18 protein-coding genes and 1 riboswitch are annotated in these 20193 nt (G+C 46.9%); of the genes, 11 read left to right on the top strand and 7 right to left on the bottom strand.

Features of this window, described 5'->3' with window-relative positions:
- The 3 genes from A3IK_RS0112055 to A3IK_RS0112045 all read right to left on the bottom strand — a co-directional run.
- Positions 1-134 (bottom strand): transposase family protein (locus A3IK_RS0112055; RefSeq protein WP_245539482.1); only part of this gene is annotated, 134 nt, incomplete at its 3' end.
- 356 nt (positions 135-490) lie between these two features.
- A complete protein-coding gene (locus tag A3IK_RS0112050; RefSeq protein ID WP_020560238.1) occupies positions 491-1135 on the bottom strand; it encodes an NAD-dependent epimerase/dehydratase family protein in 645 nt (214 codons plus the stop codon).
- 188 nt (positions 1136-1323) lie between these two features.
- Positions 1324-1848, bottom strand: coding sequence for a cysteine hydrolase family protein (locus A3IK_RS0112045; RefSeq protein ID WP_020560237.1), 525 nt, complete (start codon positions 1846-1848; stop codon positions 1324-1326).
- A gap of 79 nt (positions 1849-1927) precedes the next feature.
- Positions 1928-2111, top strand: a riboswitch (yybP-ykoY riboswitch).
- 3 nt (positions 2112-2114) lie between these two features.
- On the opposite strand from A3IK_RS0112045, the gene A3IK_RS0112040 reads away from it, so the two are divergent.
- The gene (locus A3IK_RS0112040) at positions 2115-2699 is read left to right on the top strand and encodes a TMEM165/GDT1 family protein (protein WP_020560236.1); all 585 of its coding nucleotides are present in this window, start codon (positions 2115-2117) and stop codon (positions 2697-2699) included.
- A 312-nt stretch (positions 2700-3011) separates the two neighbouring features.
- Here A3IK_RS0112040 and A3IK_RS0112030 read toward each other — a convergent pair whose 3' ends face one another.
- On the bottom strand, positions 3012-3326 hold the full coding sequence (locus A3IK_RS0112030) for a Dabb family protein (protein WP_020560234.1): 315 nt from the start codon (positions 3324-3326) through the stop codon (positions 3012-3014).
- Positions 3327-3492: 166 nt separating this feature from the next.
- Positions 3493-4074 carry an LOG family protein gene (locus A3IK_RS0112025; RefSeq protein ID WP_020560233.1) on the bottom strand — a complete coding sequence of 194 codons (582 nt, stop codon included), beginning with the start codon at positions 4072-4074 and terminating at the stop codon, positions 3493-3495.
- A gap of 287 nt (positions 4075-4361) precedes the next feature.
- On the opposite strand from A3IK_RS0112025, the gene A3IK_RS0112020 reads away from it, so the two are divergent.
- The 4 genes from A3IK_RS0112020 (at position 4362) to A3IK_RS20420 (ending at position 8750) form a co-directional block, all read left to right on the top strand.
- Complete coding sequence (locus A3IK_RS0112020) at positions 4362-6008, top strand: hypothetical protein (protein ID WP_020560232.1); 1647 nt, start codon at positions 4362-4364, stop codon at positions 6006-6008.
- Positions 6009-6011: 3 nt separating this feature from the next.
- The gene (gene earP, locus A3IK_RS0112015; RefSeq protein WP_020560231.1) at positions 6012-7130 is read left to right on the top strand and encodes an elongation factor P maturation arginine rhamnosyltransferase EarP; all 1119 of its coding nucleotides are present in this window, start codon (positions 6012-6014) and stop codon (positions 7128-7130) included.
- 40 nt (positions 7131-7170) lie between these two features.
- On the top strand, positions 7171-7737 hold the full coding sequence (gene efp / locus A3IK_RS0112010; RefSeq protein WP_020560230.1) for an elongation factor P: 567 nt from the start codon (positions 7171-7173) through the stop codon (positions 7735-7737).
- A 146-nt stretch (positions 7738-7883) separates the two neighbouring features.
- Complete coding sequence (locus tag A3IK_RS20420; protein WP_020560229.1) at positions 7884-8750, top strand: PD-(D/E)XK nuclease family transposase; 867 nt, start codon at positions 7884-7886, stop codon at positions 8748-8750.
- Between the two features lie 14 nt (positions 8751-8764).
- Here the strand turns inward: A3IK_RS20420 and A3IK_RS0112000 are convergent, their stop codons facing one another.
- Together A3IK_RS0112000 and A3IK_RS0111995 are read right to left on the bottom strand one after the other, a co-directional pair.
- Positions 8765-9745, bottom strand: coding sequence for a C40 family peptidase (locus tag A3IK_RS0112000; protein ID WP_020560228.1), 981 nt, complete (start codon positions 9743-9745; stop codon positions 8765-8767).
- Entirely contained in the window at positions 9742-9930 is a 189-nt protein-coding gene (locus A3IK_RS0111995) for a hypothetical protein (protein ID WP_020560227.1), read from the bottom strand. The genes A3IK_RS0112000 and A3IK_RS0111995 overlap by 4 nt, the downstream gene beginning before the upstream one ends.
- A gap of 100 nt (positions 9931-10030) precedes the next feature.
- Between A3IK_RS0111995 and A3IK_RS0111990 the strand changes: the two genes are divergently transcribed.
- The 6 genes from A3IK_RS0111990 to A3IK_RS19350 form a co-directional block, all read left to right on the top strand.
- On the top strand, positions 10031-11734 hold the full coding sequence (locus tag A3IK_RS0111990) for a class I SAM-dependent DNA methyltransferase (protein ID WP_020560226.1): 1704 nt from the start codon (positions 10031-10033) through the stop codon (positions 11732-11734).
- Entirely contained in the window at positions 11724-13079 is a 1356-nt protein-coding gene (locus A3IK_RS0111985; RefSeq protein ID WP_020560225.1) for a restriction endonuclease subunit S, read from the top strand. The genes A3IK_RS0111990 and A3IK_RS0111985 overlap by 11 nt, the downstream gene beginning before the upstream one ends.
- The gene (locus A3IK_RS0111980; protein WP_020560224.1) at positions 13079-14251 is read left to right on the top strand and encodes a DUF4268 domain-containing protein; all 1173 of its coding nucleotides are present in this window, start codon (positions 13079-13081) and stop codon (positions 14249-14251) included. Before A3IK_RS0111985 ends, A3IK_RS0111980 begins: the two co-directional genes overlap by 1 nt.
- Before the next feature lie 195 nt (positions 14252-14446).
- Entirely contained in the window at positions 14447-17614 is a 3168-nt protein-coding gene (locus A3IK_RS0111975) for a type I restriction endonuclease subunit R (protein ID WP_020560223.1), read from the top strand.
- Between the two features lie 99 nt (positions 17615-17713).
- Positions 17714-18067, top strand: coding sequence for a CU044_2847 family protein (locus A3IK_RS0111970; RefSeq protein ID WP_020560222.1), 354 nt, complete (start codon positions 17714-17716; stop codon positions 18065-18067).
- 35 nt (positions 18068-18102) lie between these two features.
- Positions 18103-20193, top strand: a 2091-nt coding sequence (locus A3IK_RS19350; RefSeq protein WP_020560221.1) for a trypsin-like peptidase domain-containing protein, incomplete at its 3' end; no start/stop codon positions are given.

The raw sequence follows: 20193 nt of genomic DNA, 5'->3' as shown, positions 1-20193 counted from the left end.
CCCCAGCGCACCATTTCTACCCCATCATCTGCGCCCGCTAAGGTGGCCGCTAGACCCAGTAATAGGATCTCGGGCAGCGGATAGATCACTTTGGCGAGTTGGCGCGGATCGCGTAGGCTGGCCAGATGTTCCATCAGACGGCTTACGGCATTGGCCGGAGGTGGGCATTGGGTAGGGGGGACGGGAGGAGTGTTTGACATCTTGACGGCTCTCGGAGTGAAAGCCTTACTTATCCTCTATTTATATAGCAAGGTTCAAGCGATTGCCCTGGGGATAATGCTGCTATAACTACACCTTGTAAAATAAGTGGAATAGAGGATGGTTTCATCATATTTTTAACCCTATTAATAAAAATGCTTTGCGTATAGAAAGATTATAAATCTAGCAGTAAAATTATAGGGCAGTTATTGCAAATTTTCTCTATAAATAAAGAGTGAAATTAGTTTTTTAGAGTACTACAGTCTAGCTGTAGTACTCTATTTGAAATAGCCTATTTGGCTAATTGTGCAATATCACTCACTTCTAATATCGATTTTGAATAACCTTTAGAGACGGCATTAATCATAGCCTTACCTACTTGGGTTAGGGTTAAAGTCTGTGAGGGTAAAAAGGGCGCTAGTACAGGCGCTAGAATTTTATAAATTAATTTTACACTCACCTGTCCTTTCGTAGGTTTCATAATAGCAGGTCGGAAATTATATTGACCTTTAAAGGGCAATTTCATTAAGGCATTCTCAGTGCGACCTTTGACTCTGGCCCACATCACTTTGCCTTGTTCTGAGCTATCGGTTCGGCTGCCTGATACATAAGTGAAAACCATAGCCGGATTGATCTGTGACAGTGTAGTTGCAAAAGGCACAACAAAGTCATAAGTCTTTTTAGTAAAGCTCTCCTCATTTTCACCGATAGAGCTTATACCCGCGCAAAAAAAGCAGCCGTCATACTGTTTTAATTGCTCAGTATGCTGATTGATTTCCGAGAAGTCTTTTAGCAGCAGCTCTTTTAGTTTTGGGTGCGTTAAACTGTAGTGTTTTCTGCCAATAAGCAGCACTTCTTCAACCGCTGGGTTCTCTAAACACTCAAATAAAACGCCTTCGCCTACCATGCCGGTAGCACCTGTCAGGATTACTTTCATACGGTATAACTTTAGTTTTGAAATGTTGGGTGCTCGTTTTTAATAGCCTGTTTTTTTGCTGATTTGGCTTTATTTAACAAGTATTATATAAATTTAAATCAAATGCTTACTAAGTGAAATTTAGAAGCTGCTGGTTATAAAGTCGAATTCTATCAATAAATAGACAGCAGTCATTTGATGAGAAAAGATTACGTGTTTGCTAAAGCTTGTTCACTTACTAATAAAGCTACGCGTGTAGAGACCGCATGTAGAGCAATAAGGTGCAGCATTTCGCTAACTGTCGTGCAGCAATCGGGTAAAATAGTGACTTGATATTTTTCGGCTGCTTTAGAAATAGCGGTATGCGTTACACAGTTTTGCGTCATCATGCCGGCTATTAAAAGTTCGGTAATCCCTTTTTCTTGTAGTAGTTGCTCTAAATTCGTTTGCTCAAAACTATCGGCAAAATGTTTAACCACAATAGGTGCTGTAGGTGCAGCCGCTAAAATCCGAGGGTGTATTTCAGCCCCTGAAGTATTGGCATTAAAAAACGGTGCTAGACCTTGGGCGGGATTAGCAATATGTTGAATAATAATAATCGGAATCTGTTGGGCATTGGCTTGGGCTATAGCGTTTTCAATCGCGCTTAGTGCTGCCTCGGTCTCCCATAATGGAAAGGCTCCCGCTGGGAAATAGTCATTTTGTAAATCAATTAATAATAAGGCTTTCGACATGGTCTGTTACTCGCGATTAATAAAGGTGGATAGTTTGCCCGATAGCGCTAAAAGTAGCTAGACATCTGCCGCGACCTTACCTAAAATGTGCCGCGTCACTGGGGAGTAGCCTCCTTAAGCTTAAATCTTAAGGGTTTACATCAACATACTTGTCGTCTGACATGGTGTAAACGACTCCGGTTTGGCAAGACCTTTGACTTTAATACCTTCCTTCAGCCGGAGAGGGTGTTAAGGTCATGGGTATTTGTCCGGCTTAGGAGTTTATTTTGGAAGCTTTTCTCGTCTCTACCGGCATTGTTGCCCTCGCTGAAATGGGTGATAAAACCCAATTATTATCTTTAGTCCTCGCTGCAAAATTTCGTCGTCCTATCCCTATTATTCTAGGTATTTTAGTTGCTACCTTGCTCAATCATGCCCTCGCGGGAGCGGTTGGTGCGTGGCTCACTACCGTGTTAGGCCCTGATGCTTTGCGCTGGATTTTAGGCTTATCCTTTTTAGCGATGGCGGTGTGGATTATGATTCCCGATAAGCTCGATGATGAAGCCTCAGCCTTCGAGGGCAGAGGGCATTATGGGGTGTTTCTCACGACAGTAATCATCTTTTTTCTGGCAGAAATGGGCGATAAAACCCAGATTGCTACCGTTGCCTTAGCCGCACAATATGCCTCTCTCGTAGGCGTAGTGGCTGGCACAACCTTAGGGATGATGATTGCTAATGTGCCGGCGGTACTGATTGGCGATAAGATGGCGCATCGTTTACCGTTAAAACTCATTCATGGTGTTGCGGCATTCATTTTTGTGGTACTAGGTGTTCTGACCTTAATGGGGGTAGGACAAAGCGCATTGTCTTAAATTTTAATTTCACTCAAATTGATGCTTATCAAAGCGTCTAAGCGCGTGTGCTCTTAATCTATAGCAAAGACAGCTATTAGTATTAAGGAGTACTACTATGCTTAGCGCATTTTCTAGCACCGAGATGATTGTTTCCCTATCTATTTTTACCATTGTGTTTATCTTGGGATTCTTGGGCTATTTGGGGTGGAAATTGTTTAAATTATCTGGCCATAAGCCCAATCCAGGTGAAAAAGTCTGGTAACCTTTCGTTTCTATACTGTGGTGGTATTTAATTAGGGCGAGTACTATTGTTCGCCCTATCTTTTGGTATTAGGCGAGGTGCATATCAAAGACCATAATACCCTCGACGCCGCCTTGCGCTGCCGCTACTAACTGTGCTGCTATCTGTTTATGCGTAGCATTGTCTTGGTAAGCCTGCAGTGCGGCTTCATCCGCAAAGTCAATAATAAACCCACCATTATAGCCCTTATCCATACCCACTTCAGTGGTGATATTAGCGCCTGCGACAAAGCCTAACCAACCGGATAACTGTTCGCGTAGCGCCTCTAGTTGGCTATAGATCTTTTGCCGCTCAGTTTCAGAAACGCTGGGATTAAATTTAACAAATACACAATGTTTAAACATAGTTACATCCTTATTAGATAAACAGAGATACAAAAGCCATGGGGTATTGCTGGAGCAGTCTTGGCGGCAAGGGTGCCGCCTTGTAGCGTACAAGGACGTATTCACAGCGGCTGCTCCAGCAATACCCCATGGCTTTTGTTCAAATATTTAAGTGCTAAAGCTCAACTTAGCTTTGTGGTTGGGTAATCCATTTCGGTACAGCAGGTAAAACCACTTGCTCAAATAGCGCTAATAACTCGACCGGAGTGGTAGCATTCAAAATCAAGGAGCGTTGTGCTTCATGAATAAAGCCTTCTTGTACGGCATGTTGAATAAAAGCAATTAGACCATCGTAGTAGCCAGCAACATTCAATACGCCACAGGGTTTACGGTGTAACCCCAATTGCGTCCAAGTGGCAATTTCACATAGCTCTTCTAGTGTTCCTAAGCCACCGGGCAGCGCAATAAATGCATCGGAAAGTTCAGCCATCATCAGTTTGCGTTCGTGCATAGAGCTTACAATATGGAGTTCGGTCAAGCCCTCATGAGCGAGTTCTTTAGTCATTAATGCTTGGGGTAATACACCAATGACTTTGCCGCCGTGTGCGAGTGTAGCATCGGCTACAGCTCCCATTAAACCGACTTTTGCTCCCCCGTAAACGAGGGTCAATTGACGCTGAGCAAGCTCGGCTCCTAAGGTGTTAGCCATTTGTAAATACTCAGGGCGCTTGCCGCTATTAGAACCACAATATACACAGACTCGTTGCATGATCGACTACCTAATTCTTCTATTTTTACTAAAAAACAGCCTAGCCCCGTAAAGATTAGGCTTTTCCATCGTCTATCAGTCTAACACCACTACTCATGGAATTACGTGATGAATCTTGTTAAATTTCTGTTCTCAGTAAAAAATCAGCGCCATTTAGTGCTGAACGTACTGTACTTTTGATGCAACTAAGCTAAGGTATTACTATGTTCATGGACAACGATAGTGCTTGCTGTGTTGCCTGACCCACATAATTGCAATCGATAAAATTAACCAACAAATGGGAAGTCATGTTTAAAGCCGCTACTTTAAAAAAGCTACGACCTTGGCTCATTGCCACCGTATGTTTATTGCCCTTAATGGCACAAGCGAATCCTCGTTCTTCACTAGGTAGCAATACCAATGAGATTAGTGATGATGATACGAGCGTCCCCTTTATTGATTTATTCAAATCGGCGATGCCATTTGAAGATGCCCGTCCTTGGAGTACCACCGGACAGGTGCAGTATGATCAATACGGTTGGCCTGCACGTATGGGGCCTGGCGCTCATGCAGGAACGCGTTTTTTAAGTCATATGCCCGCTGAGGCCGTGGTGGCTGGGGATTACACCGTGCTGTATGACGGGCAGGGAACCCTACAATATAATGGTGATGTGAAGCTCATCGATAGCCAACCCGGACGCGATATTATTCGTATCGAGCCGGGGTCTGATAGGGTATATAATGCTACCATCCGTATTATGACCACTAACCCTAAGGACTATATTCGCAATCTAAAAATCCTCATGCCGGGGGGAATTTGCCGTAATAATCCTTATCAGCGTGTTGATAGTAGACAACAATGCTCCGGTGGGCAGTTCATGGCGTTTAGCCAGTATCCGAATGAAATTATTTATAATCCCGACTATCTCAATTTCATGAAAGACTTTAGCAGTATTCGCTTCATGAATATGATGGGCGTGACCAATAGTGAACAACGCCGTTGGCAAGATCGTCCACGTTTAGAGCAAGCCACATGGGGTGGTAAACAAGGCAAACGTGGGGTGCCGGTAGAAATCATGGTAGATTTAGCCAATCGGGCTAATGCGAATCCGTGGTTTACTATGCCACATGCTGCTGATGATAACTATGTGCGTGAATTTGCTCGCTATGTAAAACAACATCTCAGCCCTAATCTAAAAGCCTATATTGAATATAGTAACGAAACATGGAATACCATTTTCGTGCAAGGCAACTATGTGCGTAAGGAAGGCTTAAAGCTCAAATTAGATACCAATGCTCATCGTGCAGGGTATCGTTTTTATGCCGAGCGTTCGGTGCAAATCTTTAAGATTTGGGAGCAAGTCTTTGGCGGTAGACAACGTTTATACCGTATAGTCTCCGGTTGGACAGTCAATCCGGGCGTGACCGAAACCATTTTAGGGCATAAAAATACCTTTGATCATGTCGATGCCTTTGGTATTGCACCGTATTTCTTTGGTGGCTTTGAGGAGCTGCGTGGTATTCGTAGTGTGAACGATGCCTATAACCTGATGACTAACCCACAATACCGTTACTCTATCCCGAAAGTATTGGGCTATATTGAGATGCAAGCAAGGTTAGCGGATAAGTTCCAAGTAGACCTGATTGCCTATGAGGGTGGACAAGGTTTAGTCGACTTTACTAGCCGCACGGATGATCAACATCCTAACCCTTTGCTATATGCTGCCAATCGTGATCCACGCATGTACAATCTGTATATTCAATTTTTACAAGGTTGGAAAAAAGCAGGTGGCAAACACTTTTCGCATTATTCAGCACCTCGCGCCTATCGTAAGTTTGGTAGCTGGGGAGCGAAAGAGTACAGCGCTCAACCCGCCTCTCAAGCACCTAAATATCGTGCTTTGTTAAAATTTATGCGTGATAATCCTTGCTGGTGGGCAGGTTGCGGTCGTTAGAGTATGCAATGGGACATTTTTTGTACCGTTATCGATAATTATGGCGACGCTGGCGTATGCTGGCGTCTCGCCCGTCAATTAGCTTCAGAGCATCAGCAAACGGTCAGATTGATCATTGACCATTTCCCTACCTTAGAGGCTCTAACCAGTCAATCCATTACCCACAATACCTTACTCGATGGGGTAGTGATTGCCCAATGGAGTGAGCAAGTGACTTATACGGGGGCGCAGGTGGTGATTGAAGCCTTTGCCTGTGAGCTACCGTTGAATTATCAAGCAGGTATTAAGCACAGCACCCGTAAACCACTTTGGATCAATCTAGAATACCTCACCGCTGAGGCATGGGTTGAAGGTTGTCATAATCTAAGCTCTCGCCATCCACAATTAGGTATTGAAAAAGTTTTTTTCTTTCCCGGCTTCACCCCTAATACGGGGGGGCTATTGCGCGAGCACAATTTATTTGCCCAGCGTGATTATGCTCAAAGTGTTGGCACTTTAAGCACTTTATTTCCGACTGTACGTCCGCAAGATTACGATCTAACCCTTTCACTCTTTGCTTACCCTGCAGCACCTGTCACGGCTTTATTAAAAAGTTTAGCCCAAGCAAAACAATCAGTGCTTTGTCTAGTGCCAGCGTGTAGAATCGTGCCCCAAATTGAATCGCTTCTAGGACAGGGGAACTTAGTACCGTTTCAGCGTTATTCATACGGAGCGCTGACCATTCAGGTATTACCCTTTATGTCACAAGCCATTTATGATCAGGTGCTTTGGCATTGTGATCTCAATTTTGTTCGAGGGGAAGATTCGTGGGTTCGCGCACAGTGGGCCGCACGCCCCTTGATTTGGCAAGCTTATCCGCAGGCTGATAATGCCCATGAGGATAAGCTAGCTGCGTTTATGCAACGTTATGGCGCACAGGCTGATCCCGCGTGTTGGGAGGCGATTGAGCGTTTAGGGTGGTCTTGGAATAAGGCCGATCCCGATCAGGTATTGGATACTCAATGGTTAACCTATTTGCCACAGTGGAAGACATTGGCAAAACAGTGGTGTGATCATTTAAGTGAGCAACCTGATTTAGCCACTCAATTACTACGCCGTGCCGAACAACATAACAGTGCATAAGTTTTGATTAGTATACTATTTAGTTAAGATGAGTGGTTTCATGAGAACAGCACAAGAAATTCGCGCCGGTCAAGTTATCAGTATTGATGGAGCGCCTTGGGTCGTACAAAAAGCAGAATTTAATAAATCCGGTCGTAATGCGGCTGTGGTAAAAATGAAATTAAAAAATCTGCTGCAAGGGACTTCTACAGAAACGGTTTATAAAGCCGATGATAAATTTGAAGTTATTATTTTAGATCGCAAAGAAGTGACCTATTCTTATTTTGCTGATCCTTTATATGTCTTTATGGACACCGAATATAATCAATATGAAGTGGAAAAAGACGATTTAGGCGATACGTTAAAATATATTAACGATGGTATGGAAGAAGTCTGCGAAGCCACATTTTATGATGGCAAAGTGATTTCTGTAGAATTACCTAATACCGTTGAGCGCAAAATTGCTTATACCGAGCCAGCAGTACGTGGTGATACTTCCGGTAAGGTAATGAAAGTAGCTCGTTTAGAAAACGGTCATGAATTACAAGTATCTGCGTTTTGTGAAATTGGTGATTCTATTATTATCGATACTCGTACCGATGAATATCGTTCACGTGTGAAAGCATAATACTAATTAATTGAGTCCTTCACTCAATTAAAACAAAAAAGGCGAGTGTAAAAGCTTGCCTTTTTTATTCTTGGGTCAAACACCTTCCTATCCCCCCATCATGCTATACTGTCTCTAGTTTTCCTCTCTACAAGGCAGTCAGTCCTATGAAAGAAGTAGCCTCGCTCCGTTATGGGGTCATATTCAAAAAAGCCTTTTCCCCCGTGGATACCTTCAAAGCCTTTGTGCGTGATATTTTAGGTATTGAGCTACAAATTGACAAAGTAGAAACCGAAAAATCCTTCGATAAGCCCATAGGCCCTGTCGACGTGCGCTTTGATTTGTTCGCTGAGGATAAGGTCAATCGCGTGATCGTTGATATTCAACATCGTCGTTATAGCGATCACTATGACCGTTTTTTGCATTACCATTGCGCGGCATTGTTGGAGCAAGTCACCAGCTCCAAAAATTATCATCCTGATCTCAAGGTCTACACCATCGTCGTGCTCACTGGCACAGACAAACATCAAGAAGATGTGCTGGAAATCGATTTCGATCCCAAGAACCGTCATGGCAAAGGTGTTGGCGAAATTCCTCATAAAATCCTTTATCTCTGCCCTAAATACGTCAACGCTGAAACGCCAGAACCGTGGCGTGAATGGATGTTAGCGATTGAGGATAGTCTGGATGGAAAAATAGAAGAAGGTAACTACCTACGCCCTGATATTCAGAAAATTATCTCCACGATTAAAGTAGATGGCATTACCCCTGCCGAATATGCACGGATGAAAGATGAATACTCTGAGGAAGAGTTACGTGCTAAAGAACGAGAAGAGGCTGAAGAGCGAGCATTACTAGCGGGACTAGAAAAGGGTGAGCAAATTGGCTTAGAGAGGGGCGAGCAAATCGGAGCCTTGAAGAAGGCTCAAACGATCGCGACTCAGTTATTACAATTAGGTGTTTTGCCTGCAGATGAAATTGCTCGTATTGCGGGGCTAACATTAGAAGAGGTGCAAAAGCTCAAACCCTCTTAGTGAGCGAAGTACACTCATGGGCATAAGCTAAAGTCAATTTTGCAAACAGATACCTTTGCCCCGGTAAATGGCCCTAGGTATTTATTAGCCATTTCCTCTACCTGAGCGAGCACTTGTGCGGCGGAGTAGGTGGTTGCATCATCAAAAGTCGCAAAGGTTTTTTCTCGAAAGGTGGTAATGGAGGGCTGAAAACCTACACCTCGGCCTTTCCACGCTAATATATTGCCTAGTTTTTGATTAGTAGTGAAACGTCGATAGAGTTCGGCCTTAATCGCGCGGTCTATTTTTAGTGCGGTTAAGGTATGGGTTTGACTCAGGGTGCCTACCCATCTTTGGGGGGTAACGAGTTGCTCTACGGGTAAAATCGTTCTATCTCTCACTTTTAGCCAATTCACCACCACTTGCAGGGAAGGATTGAGTTTCATAGGTACGGTTCGATAAGGGGGCGCACCACCTGCTTCTAACGCCATGGCAATAAATTCAGAGCAATATAAGCGTGAGTGGTCGGTATAATTAAAATAAGCATCAAAAGGCGTTTGAGCGCTGACTTGATTTTGAGAATATTGTATTACCTTAGCTAAATTAATCCCATTAGGCGGAGAATAAAAGGATACGGTGCCCCCTGATTCGTTTATAAACTCGGTGAGGGTAATACGTCTGACGTGACCTGTAACATGGTCGGTTGGAGGTTTTTGATCTAACCCTAATTTATAGTCGCCACTTGATTCATAAACAAAAGCCTGATTACCCTCTACCTCTACAATCCCGACATGAATAAAAGGGGAAAACTCTGGATATAGCAGCATGTAAAGTGTATTCAGTGGTTCAGGTGATTCGGTCACTATGATTTGTCCCGTTTGCAGGGGAATACCGGAGCGCTGATAGCTAGAGGTGGGGGCATTAGGATTGACTTGAGTGGTGAGTAGCGCATCGGCTTGAGTATATCCGGTGAGAATAATACTGAGACAAGCACTGAGTAGATAACGTTTTATCATGGCTTAGCCTCTGTCTCTTTAGTTTTAGGTTGGTAGTTATTCTGGGTTGTTGAGGGGGTTAACTCTTTGACAATATCAGGGGGTAGACTCGCTACGGCTGCACAGCCATTTAAAATAAATAAACTCACCCAGCAACCCAATAGATAGGTGAATACCTTGGGTTTCTTTACGCAATACCAATCCATTTTGCCCAGTCTCCTGCTGATTTCCTTAATGAATATTATACCTTAATTGTATTTCATCACGTAGAATCTTTCTGATTTCCTAATGATGAGCACCCCCAGAATGCAAGGTCTTGAACAGCAATTCCTGAATAACTTAGATGATAAACTTTGGAAAGCAGCCGATAAGCTCCGCAACAACCTCGATGCTGCCAATTATAAGCATATTGTACTGGGGCTGATTTTCCTCAAATATGTTTCCGATGCGTTTGAGGAGCGCCAGCGGGAGCTGAGAGCGCTGTTTCAGCAGGAGGATGATGACAATATCTATTTCCTGCCGCGCGAGGATTATGATTCTGATGCGGAGTATGAGCAGGCCATCACTGCCGAGCTGGAAATCCGCGATTATTATCAGGAGCAGAATGTGTTCTGGGTGCCGCGCGAAGCCCGCTGGAGTACGCTGCAAAGCACTGCTACTTTACCCATTGGCTCGGTGATCTGGACGGATGAAAACGGGCAGGAAGTGAAGCTGCGCTCGGTATCTTGGCTGCTCGATAATGCGCTGGATGCGATTGAAAAGGCCAATGTGCGCTTGAAAGGTATCCTCAACCGCATCAGTCAATACCAGCTCGACAATGACAAGCTGATCGGGCTGATCAATAGCTTTTCCGATACCAGTTTCAGCCAGCCAGAATTTGATGGGCAACGGCTGAATCTCAAAAGTAAGGATATTCTCGGTCATGTGTATGAGTATTTCCTGGGGCAGTTTGCACTGGCAGAGGGCAAGCAGGGCGGACAGTATTATACCCCGAAAAGCATTGTTACCCTGATTGTGGAAATGCTCCAGCCGTTTAAGGGGCGGGTCTATGATCCGGCGATGGGGTCGGGCGGGTTTTTTGTGTCCAGCGATAAGTTCATTGAGGAGCACGCCGAGGTCAAGCATTACGATGCCCGCGAGCAGAAAAAGCAGATTTCGATTTACGGACAGGAAAGCAACCCGACAACGTGGAAGCTGGCAGCGATGAACATGGCGATTCGCGGCATTGATTTCAATTTCGGGGCGAAAAATGCGGATAGTTTTTTGGATGACCAGCACCCCGATTTACGCGCCGATTTTGTGATGGCGAATCCGCCTTTTAATATCAAGGACTGGTGGCACCCCAAGCTAGAGGCCGATGTGCGCTGGCAATACGGCACACCACCGCAGGGCAATGCTAACTTTGCGTGGATGCAGCATATGCTCCATCACCTTGCACCCAATGGCTCGATGGCGCTGTTGCTGGCGAATGGTTCGATGAGTTCTAATACTAATAATGAGGGCGCGATCCGGCGGGCGTTGATTGAGGCGGATCTGGTGGAGTGTATGGTGGCGCTGCCCGGGCAGTTGTTTACTAATACCCAGATTCCGGCTTGTATCTGGTTTCTGACCAAAAACAAGGCGGGTGGTCAGGGTAAGGTGGATCGGCGCGGGCAGACGCTGTTTATTGATGCGCGGCAGTTGGGGTATATGAAAGATCGTGTGCTGCGTGATTTTACTGCACAGGATATTCATGATGTGGCGGATACGCTGCATGCTTGGCAGGAGGGTGATGGCTATGAGGATCAGGCGGGGTTTTGTTTTGCGGCGGAATTGAAGGATATTCAGAAGCATGATTTTGTGCTGACTCCGGGGCGTTATGTGGGGGCGGCGGCGGTGGAGGAGGATGGTGAGCCGTTTGCGGAGAAGATGGCGCGGTTGACTGAGCAGTTACAGGTGCAGTTTGCTGAAGGGGCACGGTTGGAGGGGGAGATTAAACGTAATTTGGTGGGGTTGGGTTATGAGTGCTAATTGGCCTATTGTACGTTTAGGTGATTATTGCCTTAAGGTGGGGAGTGGTTCGACTCCAACAGGAGGGGCTAATGTCTATTTAGATAAAGGAGATTTTTTCTTTATTAGAAGTCAGAATATTTATAATGAAGGATTTAAGGCGGATGGACTTGTCTTTATAAGTGAGGAGGCCGCTGAAAAGTTAAAAAATGTTAGTGTCAATGAAAATGATATTTTATTAAATATAACAGGTGATTCTGTAGCACGTGTATGTTTAGCGAAAAAGAAATATCTTCCAGCTAGAGTCAATCAGCATGTTTTAATAATCAGACCCGATCAAAAAGAATTTGACCCTAGATACCTAAACTATCTTCTAGCATCTCCTAAAATGCAAAGCCTTTTGTTAAGTATTGCTGCAGTGGGGGCAACACGTAATGCATTAACTAAAAGTATGATTGAGTCTTTAGATGTTCCTAAGCCAGAGCTTAAGATTCAAAAAGCTATTGCAAATAAACTCATTATTTTAGACGAAAAAATCGAACTCAACACCCAAACCAACCAAACCCTCGAACAAATCGCTCAAGCTATTTTCAAAAGCTGGTTTGTCGATTTCGATCCTGTCAAAGCCAAAATGACCACACTGGCGGCTGGTGGCAGTCGTGAAGAGGCCGAACGCGCCGCGATGAGTGCGATTTCTGGCAAGGATGAAGCCGCACTGGATGCCATGCAGCACGAACAGCCCGCAGCCTATGCAGAGCTGGCAGCAACAGCGGCATTGTTTCCGGCAGCGATGCAGGCGAGTGAGTTGGGGGATGTGCCGGAGGGGTGGGAGGTTTCTAAGGTAGAGAAAATACTGACACTTGCTTATGGAAAAGCATTGAGAAAAGAACATCGCAGTACTGGTGATTATCCTGTTTATGGTTCTGGTGGAGTTAATGGCACGCATAATGAGGCACTTGTAAATGGCCCAGGTATTATAATAGGTAGAAAAGGTACTATTGGATCTATCTACTGGGAAGACAACAGTTTTTTTCCGATTGATACTGTTTTTTACGTTAATCCTTGTGACGGCATTCCCCTATCTTATATCTATCACCTTCTTGAAACGCTAGGGCTTAAAAATATGAATACTGATGCTGCCGTTCCAGGTCTAAATAGAAACAATGTGTATCGACTAGAAATCGTCAAGCCATCTGTGAAAGTATTAAAAAAATTTAATTTTATTCAAACATCAATACGTTCAAAAATTTCTATTTCTATCGATGAAAATAATAAATTAATAGAACTGAGAGATTCACTGTTACCCAAACTCCTGTCCGGTGAAATCGACCTATCTAACCTACCTGATCTAATAGAGACTACCTAATGTACATCATCGACCCAACTACCAATCGCATTCAGCCTCTGCAAGTCAAAACCTTCAGTGAGCTAGGTTTAACCGAACGTAATCACCTGCAAGAGTGGCTGGCTAACCAGCCTGATGCTCTTGGTGAAGAGCTGCTTATCATCCAAAAAGAATTCGACGGTTTCGACGATACTCGTGAGCGCCTCGACCTGCTAGCCGTGGATAAGGACGGCAATCTGGTCATTATCGAAAACAAGCTCGACGACAGCGGGCGTGATGTGGTGTGGCAAGCACTCAAATATGCCTCCTACTGTGCCAGCCTCAGCAAACTGCAAATCATTGACATCTACCAGCAATACCTCAATCGCCACCAACCTGGTACAGAAGCACAGACACGGCTATGTGAATTCCTCGATACCCCAGACATTGAAGAGGTCATCCTCAATAGTGGCAACAGCCAACGCTTGATGCTCGTCGCTGCCAATTTTCGCAAGGAAGTCACCAGCACCGCCTTATGGTTGCTGGGGCAAGACATCGCCATCCAGTGTCTCAAAGTCACCCCGTATACCCTCGGCGACCAACTCTTGCTTAATATTGAACAAATCATTCCCACTCCTGAGGAGCAGGAGCTGCGAATTGGTATGTCCGCCAAAGAAGCCGAAGAGAAAACTAGTAATGTCCTACGCAAAAACCGTCACCCCATCCGCATGGAATTCTGGGAGCAAGTGCTCGAAGCCTTCCACAACAGCCCTTGCAACCTGTATAACAATATCAGCCCCAGCAATGATCATTGGCTATCGGCTGGCTCCGGTGTCACTGGCTGCCCCTACAATCTGATCTTTGGACAAAAATTCATCCGTGTAGAGCTGAGTTTTCAGCGAGCTAGTACCGAAGAAAATAAGCTTCTGTTTGATCATTTTTATGCCCAGCGTGAAGCTTTGGAGCATAGTTTCGGGGCAGAGCTCGAATGGTTGCGACTGGATCACAGGAAAGCCTCTCGCGTCCAACTGGCTCAGGAATTTGAAGGTTATGACCGCAGTAACTGGCCTGACATGATCCAGTGGTTGGTTGAACACATGATACGGCTGGAGAATACATTCAAAGAACCGTTATGGAGTGTGATAGCAGATTTGAAGCGACTAATGAGTGCAGCACAACCAACCGATTTGCACGCTGAGCATGAAGACCTGTAATTCAAATTTGCCAAAGAGAGTTTTATGACTGGAACCATCCAGATTTACACCTCAGCCGATGGCAAAATTCAGTTGTCCGGAATTTCCGGATAACTTTTGTATGAGTACTTAGCAGAAAGTCATCCTGACCAGAAATCCCTAATAGTGCGGTTGATTGAGCATTTTGTATTGTTGAAGGAATAAATGAGGCAAACCATGATCAACGAAGACCAACTCGAACAACTCTGCCTCGACTGGTTCCGCGAAATCGGTTGGGAAGTCGCCCACGGCCCCGACATTGCCCCCGACGGCATCAGCCCTAAGCGCCGCGATTACACCAGCGTATTGCTGGAAGACGACCTGCAGGCCGCCTTTCAACGCCTTAACCCGCATTTACCCGCCGACTGCTTCGAGCAGGTACTGACAAAACTACGCAAACCAGAAAGCCTCGACCCGATCACCAATAACCGCGCCTTTCACCGCCTGCTGCTAGAAGGTGTGCCGGTCGAATACAAACACCATGACCAGCGAAAACATGACCATGCCTTCCTGATCGACTTCGACCCGACCCGCACGCGCAACAACCGCTTTCTTGCCGTCAACCAATTCACCCTGCAAGGTCGCAAGCAGTTACGCCGTCCGGATATTGTCTGTTTCATCAATGGTATTCCGCTCGCAGTGCTGGAGCTGAAAAGCCCCGCTAAGGAAAGCGTTGATATCTGGGATGCTTTTAACCAGCTACAAACCTATAAAGACGAACTCCCCGACCTGTTCGTCTTCAATGAAGCTCTGGTGATCAGCGACGGTTATAAGGCGCGGGTCGGTTCGCTGACCGCCAGTAAAGAGCGCTATCAGCCGTGGCGCACCATCCGCCACGAAGACGACAAACCGCTGTTGGAGTGGCAACTGGAAACGCTGGTAAAAGGCTTTTTTGCCCCCGATCTGTGGCTGGATTACCTGCGCTTTTTCGTGCTGTTTGAAACCGACGGCGAGAAGATCATCAAGAAAATCGCGGCCTATCACCAGTTTCATGCGGTGCGCGAAGCGGTCAGAGCCACGGTGATTGCCGCCCAACAGCTAGAAGCCGAGGGCATAGGCGAGCGCCGCGCTACCTACGGGCAGCAGGTCACCTCCGGCAATAAAAAGGCCGGAGTAGTCTGGCATACGCAAGGCTCCGGCAAGAGCATTTCCATGTGCTGTTATGCAGGCAAGCTATTGCAGCAGCCGGAAATGCACAACCCGACCCTATTGATTGTCACCGACCGCAATGATCTAGACGGACAGCTATTCGCTACTTTTGGCAATGCACAGGAACTGCTGAAGCAACGACCCGTGCAGGCCAACAGCCGTGAGGAATTACGCCGTCTGCTGGCAGAGCGTGAATCCGGCGGGATCATTTTCACCACGGTACAGAAGTTCGCATTACAAGAGGGTGAAAGTACCCACCCGCTGCTGAATGGACGGCATAATATCGTGGTGGTATCGGATGAGGCTCACCGCAGCCAGTATGGTCTGAAGGCGGTACTGACTGACAGCGGCGAGTATAAGTTTGGTTATGCCAAGCACATGCGTGATGCGATCAGGAACGCCACGTTTATCGGTTTCACCGGCACACCGATTGAACAGGGCGACAAGGATACCCGCGCGGTATTTGGTGATTATGTTTCCATCTATGATATTCAGGATGCGGTAGAGGATGGTGCCACCGTACCGATTTACTACGAATCGCGGCTGGCGAAGCTGGATTTGAATCATGCCGAAATCAATAAGCTGTCCGATCAGGTCGAGGAAATCGTCGAGGATGAGGAAGACCTGAGCCAGCGTGAACGCACCAAGGGTGAATGGAGCCGTCTGGAAAAGCTGGTGGGCGCACAGCCGCGCCTGAAACAGATTGCCGCTGATCTGGTGCAGCACTTTGAAAGCCGTTCCGAAATCATGGGCGGCAAGGCCATGATTGTCGCTATGAGCCGCGAGGTATGCGTCCATCTGTATAATGAAATCGTGGCCTTGCGCCCCGATTGGCACGATCCAGACCCTGAGCGGGGCGTGATCAAGATCGTGATGACGGGTTCTGCTGCTGACAAGTCCCTGTTGCAACCCCATATCTACAATGCCCAGACCAAAAAGCGGCTGGAGCAGCGTTTTAAGGATGTGAATGACCCGCTGCGGCTGGTGATTGTGCGTGATATGTGGCTGACCGGATTTGATGCCCCCATGTGCCACACCATGTACATCGACAAACCTATGAAAGGCCATAACCTCATGCAGGCCATTGCACGTGTCAACCGCGTATTCAAGGACAAGCCCGGCGGATTGGTGGTGGATTACATTGGTATTGCCAATGAACTCAAGCAGGCTCTGAAAACCTATACCGACGCTAAGGGTAAGGGCCAGCCTGTCTTACGAGCCGAGGAAGCGTTTACCATTTTGCTGGAGAAGCTGGACGCGATCCGTGCTCTGTTTGGCAAATCACCGGAAGCTGCGGGTCTGGATATCAGCCGCTATGAAACCGAAGCACATAAACTCTTGATCCCTGCCGCTAACTACCTGTTCCAGTTGCGTGACGGCAAGAAACGTTTTCTCGATCTGGTGCTGGCACTGACCAAGGCGTATTCGCTGTGTGGTACGCTTGATGAAGCCAAGGCATACCGTAAGGAAATCGCCTTTTATGTCGCCATCAAGGTCGCTATCAGCAAGACCACCTCTGCCGACAAAAAGCACAGCGAAGAGGAAAAGAATTCCACCCTGAAACAGATTCTCGACAATGCGATTGTTGCCGAGGGTGTGGACGATATTTTTACCCTGTGCGGTCTGGAAAAGCCCAATATCGGTTTGCTATCGAATGAGTTTTTGGAAGATGTACGCCAGATGCCTTACCGTAATGTGGCGGTAGAGTTATTGGAAAAGCTGCTCAAAGACGACATTCGCGCCCGCGCCCGTAATAATGTGGTCAAGGAAAAGAAATACGCTGACCGATTAGAGGAGACTTTACGCCGCTACCATAACCGCGCTATCGAAACGGCACAGGTGATCGAAGAGCTGATTGAAATGGCTAAAACCTTTCAGGCTGAGGCAGCAAAGGAAGCCGAGCTGGGTCTGAGTCCGGATGAAATCGCCTTTTATGATGCATTGGCTGACAATGAAAGTGCAGTGCGAGAGCTGGGTGATGATACTCTGAAAAAGATGGCAGTGGAGATTACCGAAAAGCTGCGTAAATCCACGACGGTGGACTGGCAAAAGCGCGAGAGTGTACGGGCAAAACTGCGGATTCTGGTACGACGCACTTTGCAGCGCTACAAATACCCGCCGGACAAGGCCGATAATGCCATTGATCTGGTGCTGCAACAGGCAGAAATGCTGTCGAATGCGTGGACGGTGGGGTGAGGGTTGTAAGACTTGCAGTAGTTTTACTCCAAAAGGTTAATACTCTGTTACAATCCAATGAGCTGTTGATATAACCCCCATCCTTTTTAGGAGTCCTTTATGAGTGTCCGTCCTTTTATCTTACCTAATGGCGTTACGATTTATGTAGAAGCTGATGAGGAGAAATTGAGTCAAGCGCTTACTCCTCCTAGATCGTCACGACCCTCTGATCTGCCGCCCGGAGCCGAGCCTACTAGTGTACGTAGTTCTATGGTGGATGCGGCTAAATTATTAAAAGACACTATTTCAGGCACAGCGCAAAGTGTCTATGACAGCCTAAAAGATTTAGAGCCTGATGAGTGGTCAGTGGAGTTAAATTTAGGTTTCAAAGGTGAGGTGCAGATAATTCCGGTACTAGTTAAGGGGGAGAGTGAGGGGAGTATTACTGTAACTGCCACATGGAAGAAAGGTTGATTTTTCACTATTAAGCAAGGCATTGGAGCATGGCTATGGAGCGAGCATTTGTGCGGCTATTTAATGGTGATCCAGATCACGGTGGAATATTCTCAGGCACAGCCTTTTTTATCCGCTCACAACAATTATTAACAGCTCAGCATGTTATCACTGATTGTGACAATGGAGTATTTGTGCGTTTGCCGCCTCATGGTGATGTGCGGCAAATCACCTCTGATCAGGTTCACTGGTGTGAGCGTGATATTGCTAGCGTATATCTGGCTCAGCCTTGTGAGTCTGCACAATGTCTGCCGCTAGCTAGTGCAGTTTTGCGAGATCTTGATGATGTGCTCCTGTGTGGTTTTTACGATGCAGACACCCCCCTACACCAACGCAAGACGCATTTCAGTAATCACCTCGGCAAACTAAACACTTGGGCGACTGCCGATGGGGTAAAGCCCGGCATGAGCGGCGGGGCGGTGATACGTGCCGGAGAGCTAGTGGGAGTTATTCAAGCACGGGATGAGGAAAGTAAGATTATTACTTACTGCATCCCTATAGATGTAATCCGTGCTTGTTTGGGTGAGTTGCTACCGGATCGGCCTGTATTTGTTGAGGATGAGCCTGAGCTAGAGCGGGCGGCAACGATGTTCGTTGGGCGCACGGATGAGCTGAAACAGCTTAAGGCTGCTCTGCTTGGCACAGCAAGTACACCTGTTGCGATTACTGCGGTACATGGTATGGCGGGAGTCGGTAAGTCGTGGCTGGCGGATCATTTTTATGCGACACACCGTGATGCTTTCCCCGGTGGTTATCAGCGTATAAGCCTGAATGCGGAGAACCCCATTTCGGCTGAATTGCTGTTGGCGGAGTTAGCGGAGCGACTGGAAATCAGCGCACCGCAGCAAAGCCTAGCACAACTATTACAATTTCGGTTGCAACAGCCACGTACACTGCTGCATGTGGAAAATGTAGATACTGGTGCGGCAGCGACGGTAGCGGCTGAGCTGTGTAAAAAGTTGCTGAAGTGCAGTATTGTGCTGAGCGGTAGGCTGGATAACTTTGGTAAATCAAGGCGCTGGCAGCAGGTGGCTATTAAACCGTTTCAGACGGCTGATGCACTGGCACAACTGCAAGCCGAGCTGGGCTGGCTGGAGGCTGAGCCACTGAATGAAGCCGATGCTAAGCGGCTGGTGGATGTGTTGGGTGGGTTGCCATTGGCTATCCATTTGGCGGCGGGGTATCTAGCGGCGGGCTATGGTGTGGACGGGTTTCTGCATGAATTACGCGCTACGGGTTATGCCTTAGTGCCGGAGGATACTACCGATGGGTTATATACCCGTGATCAGGCTCGTGCGGTGCTACACAGTACTTTCCGTATCTCGTTGGGAGAGCTGAAAAAGCAGGCTAGCCAGCGTCAGTTGGCAGATGCCGATCAGATCTTTGCTCACTTGGGCTTTGCGCCCACTGCTGGGTTTGCTCTCAGTATGGCGGCAGCTTTGACCGATTTGCCAGATGCTGGCTGTGAGAGTCTGCTGCGGCTAGCGCATAAGCTCTCGCTGCTGGAAATACTGCAACCTAAGCCGCTGCGTTGTCAATTGCACCCCCTGCTGGCTGCTTATTTGCGTGAAAACGCTACAGATACGGGTGCTCAGGCGCGTTTGAATCAGTGGTTTTTGCAACGCCTGCCTGTACCTGTTGCCGTTGAGGGTCAGGAGGCTGATTACCATGGTTGGCATGAGCTTAATGGTGAACATACTGCCTTAAGCGAGTGGCTGAGCAGTTTGCCAGAAGCAATGCACACGCAGGTGGAACGGGCGGGGTCAATCTATGCACGGGTTAATGGCCCATTTGCCATCTGGATGGTGTTTTGCCAACGTGCCCTCAGGAGTGAGAGTCTAGAGGAGGGTGAGCGCTCTAATATCTTGTTTACGTTGGCTTATGTGGCTCAACGTGCAGGGGATCTGGAGCAAGCCCTGCAAATCGCCGAGGCCAAATATCAACTCGATAGGCAGCGGGGTGAAGAACGTGAGGCTACTCTTGCCAAAGGCCAAATAGCGGACATCTTGGCGGCGCGAGGGGAACTGGACGAAGCGCTGCGGATTCGGGAAAGTGAAGAACTGCCGGTGTATGAACGTCTGGGCGAG

Origin of the sequence: Thiofilum flexile DSM 14609 (assembly GCF_000380185.1) — a bacterium.
Classification (GTDB): domain Bacteria; phylum Pseudomonadota; class Gammaproteobacteria; order Thiotrichales; family Thiotrichaceae; genus Thiofilum; species Thiofilum flexile.
Note: the sequence above shows the minus strand (reverse complement) of the source record. Positions and strands in the feature narration are given on the sequence as shown.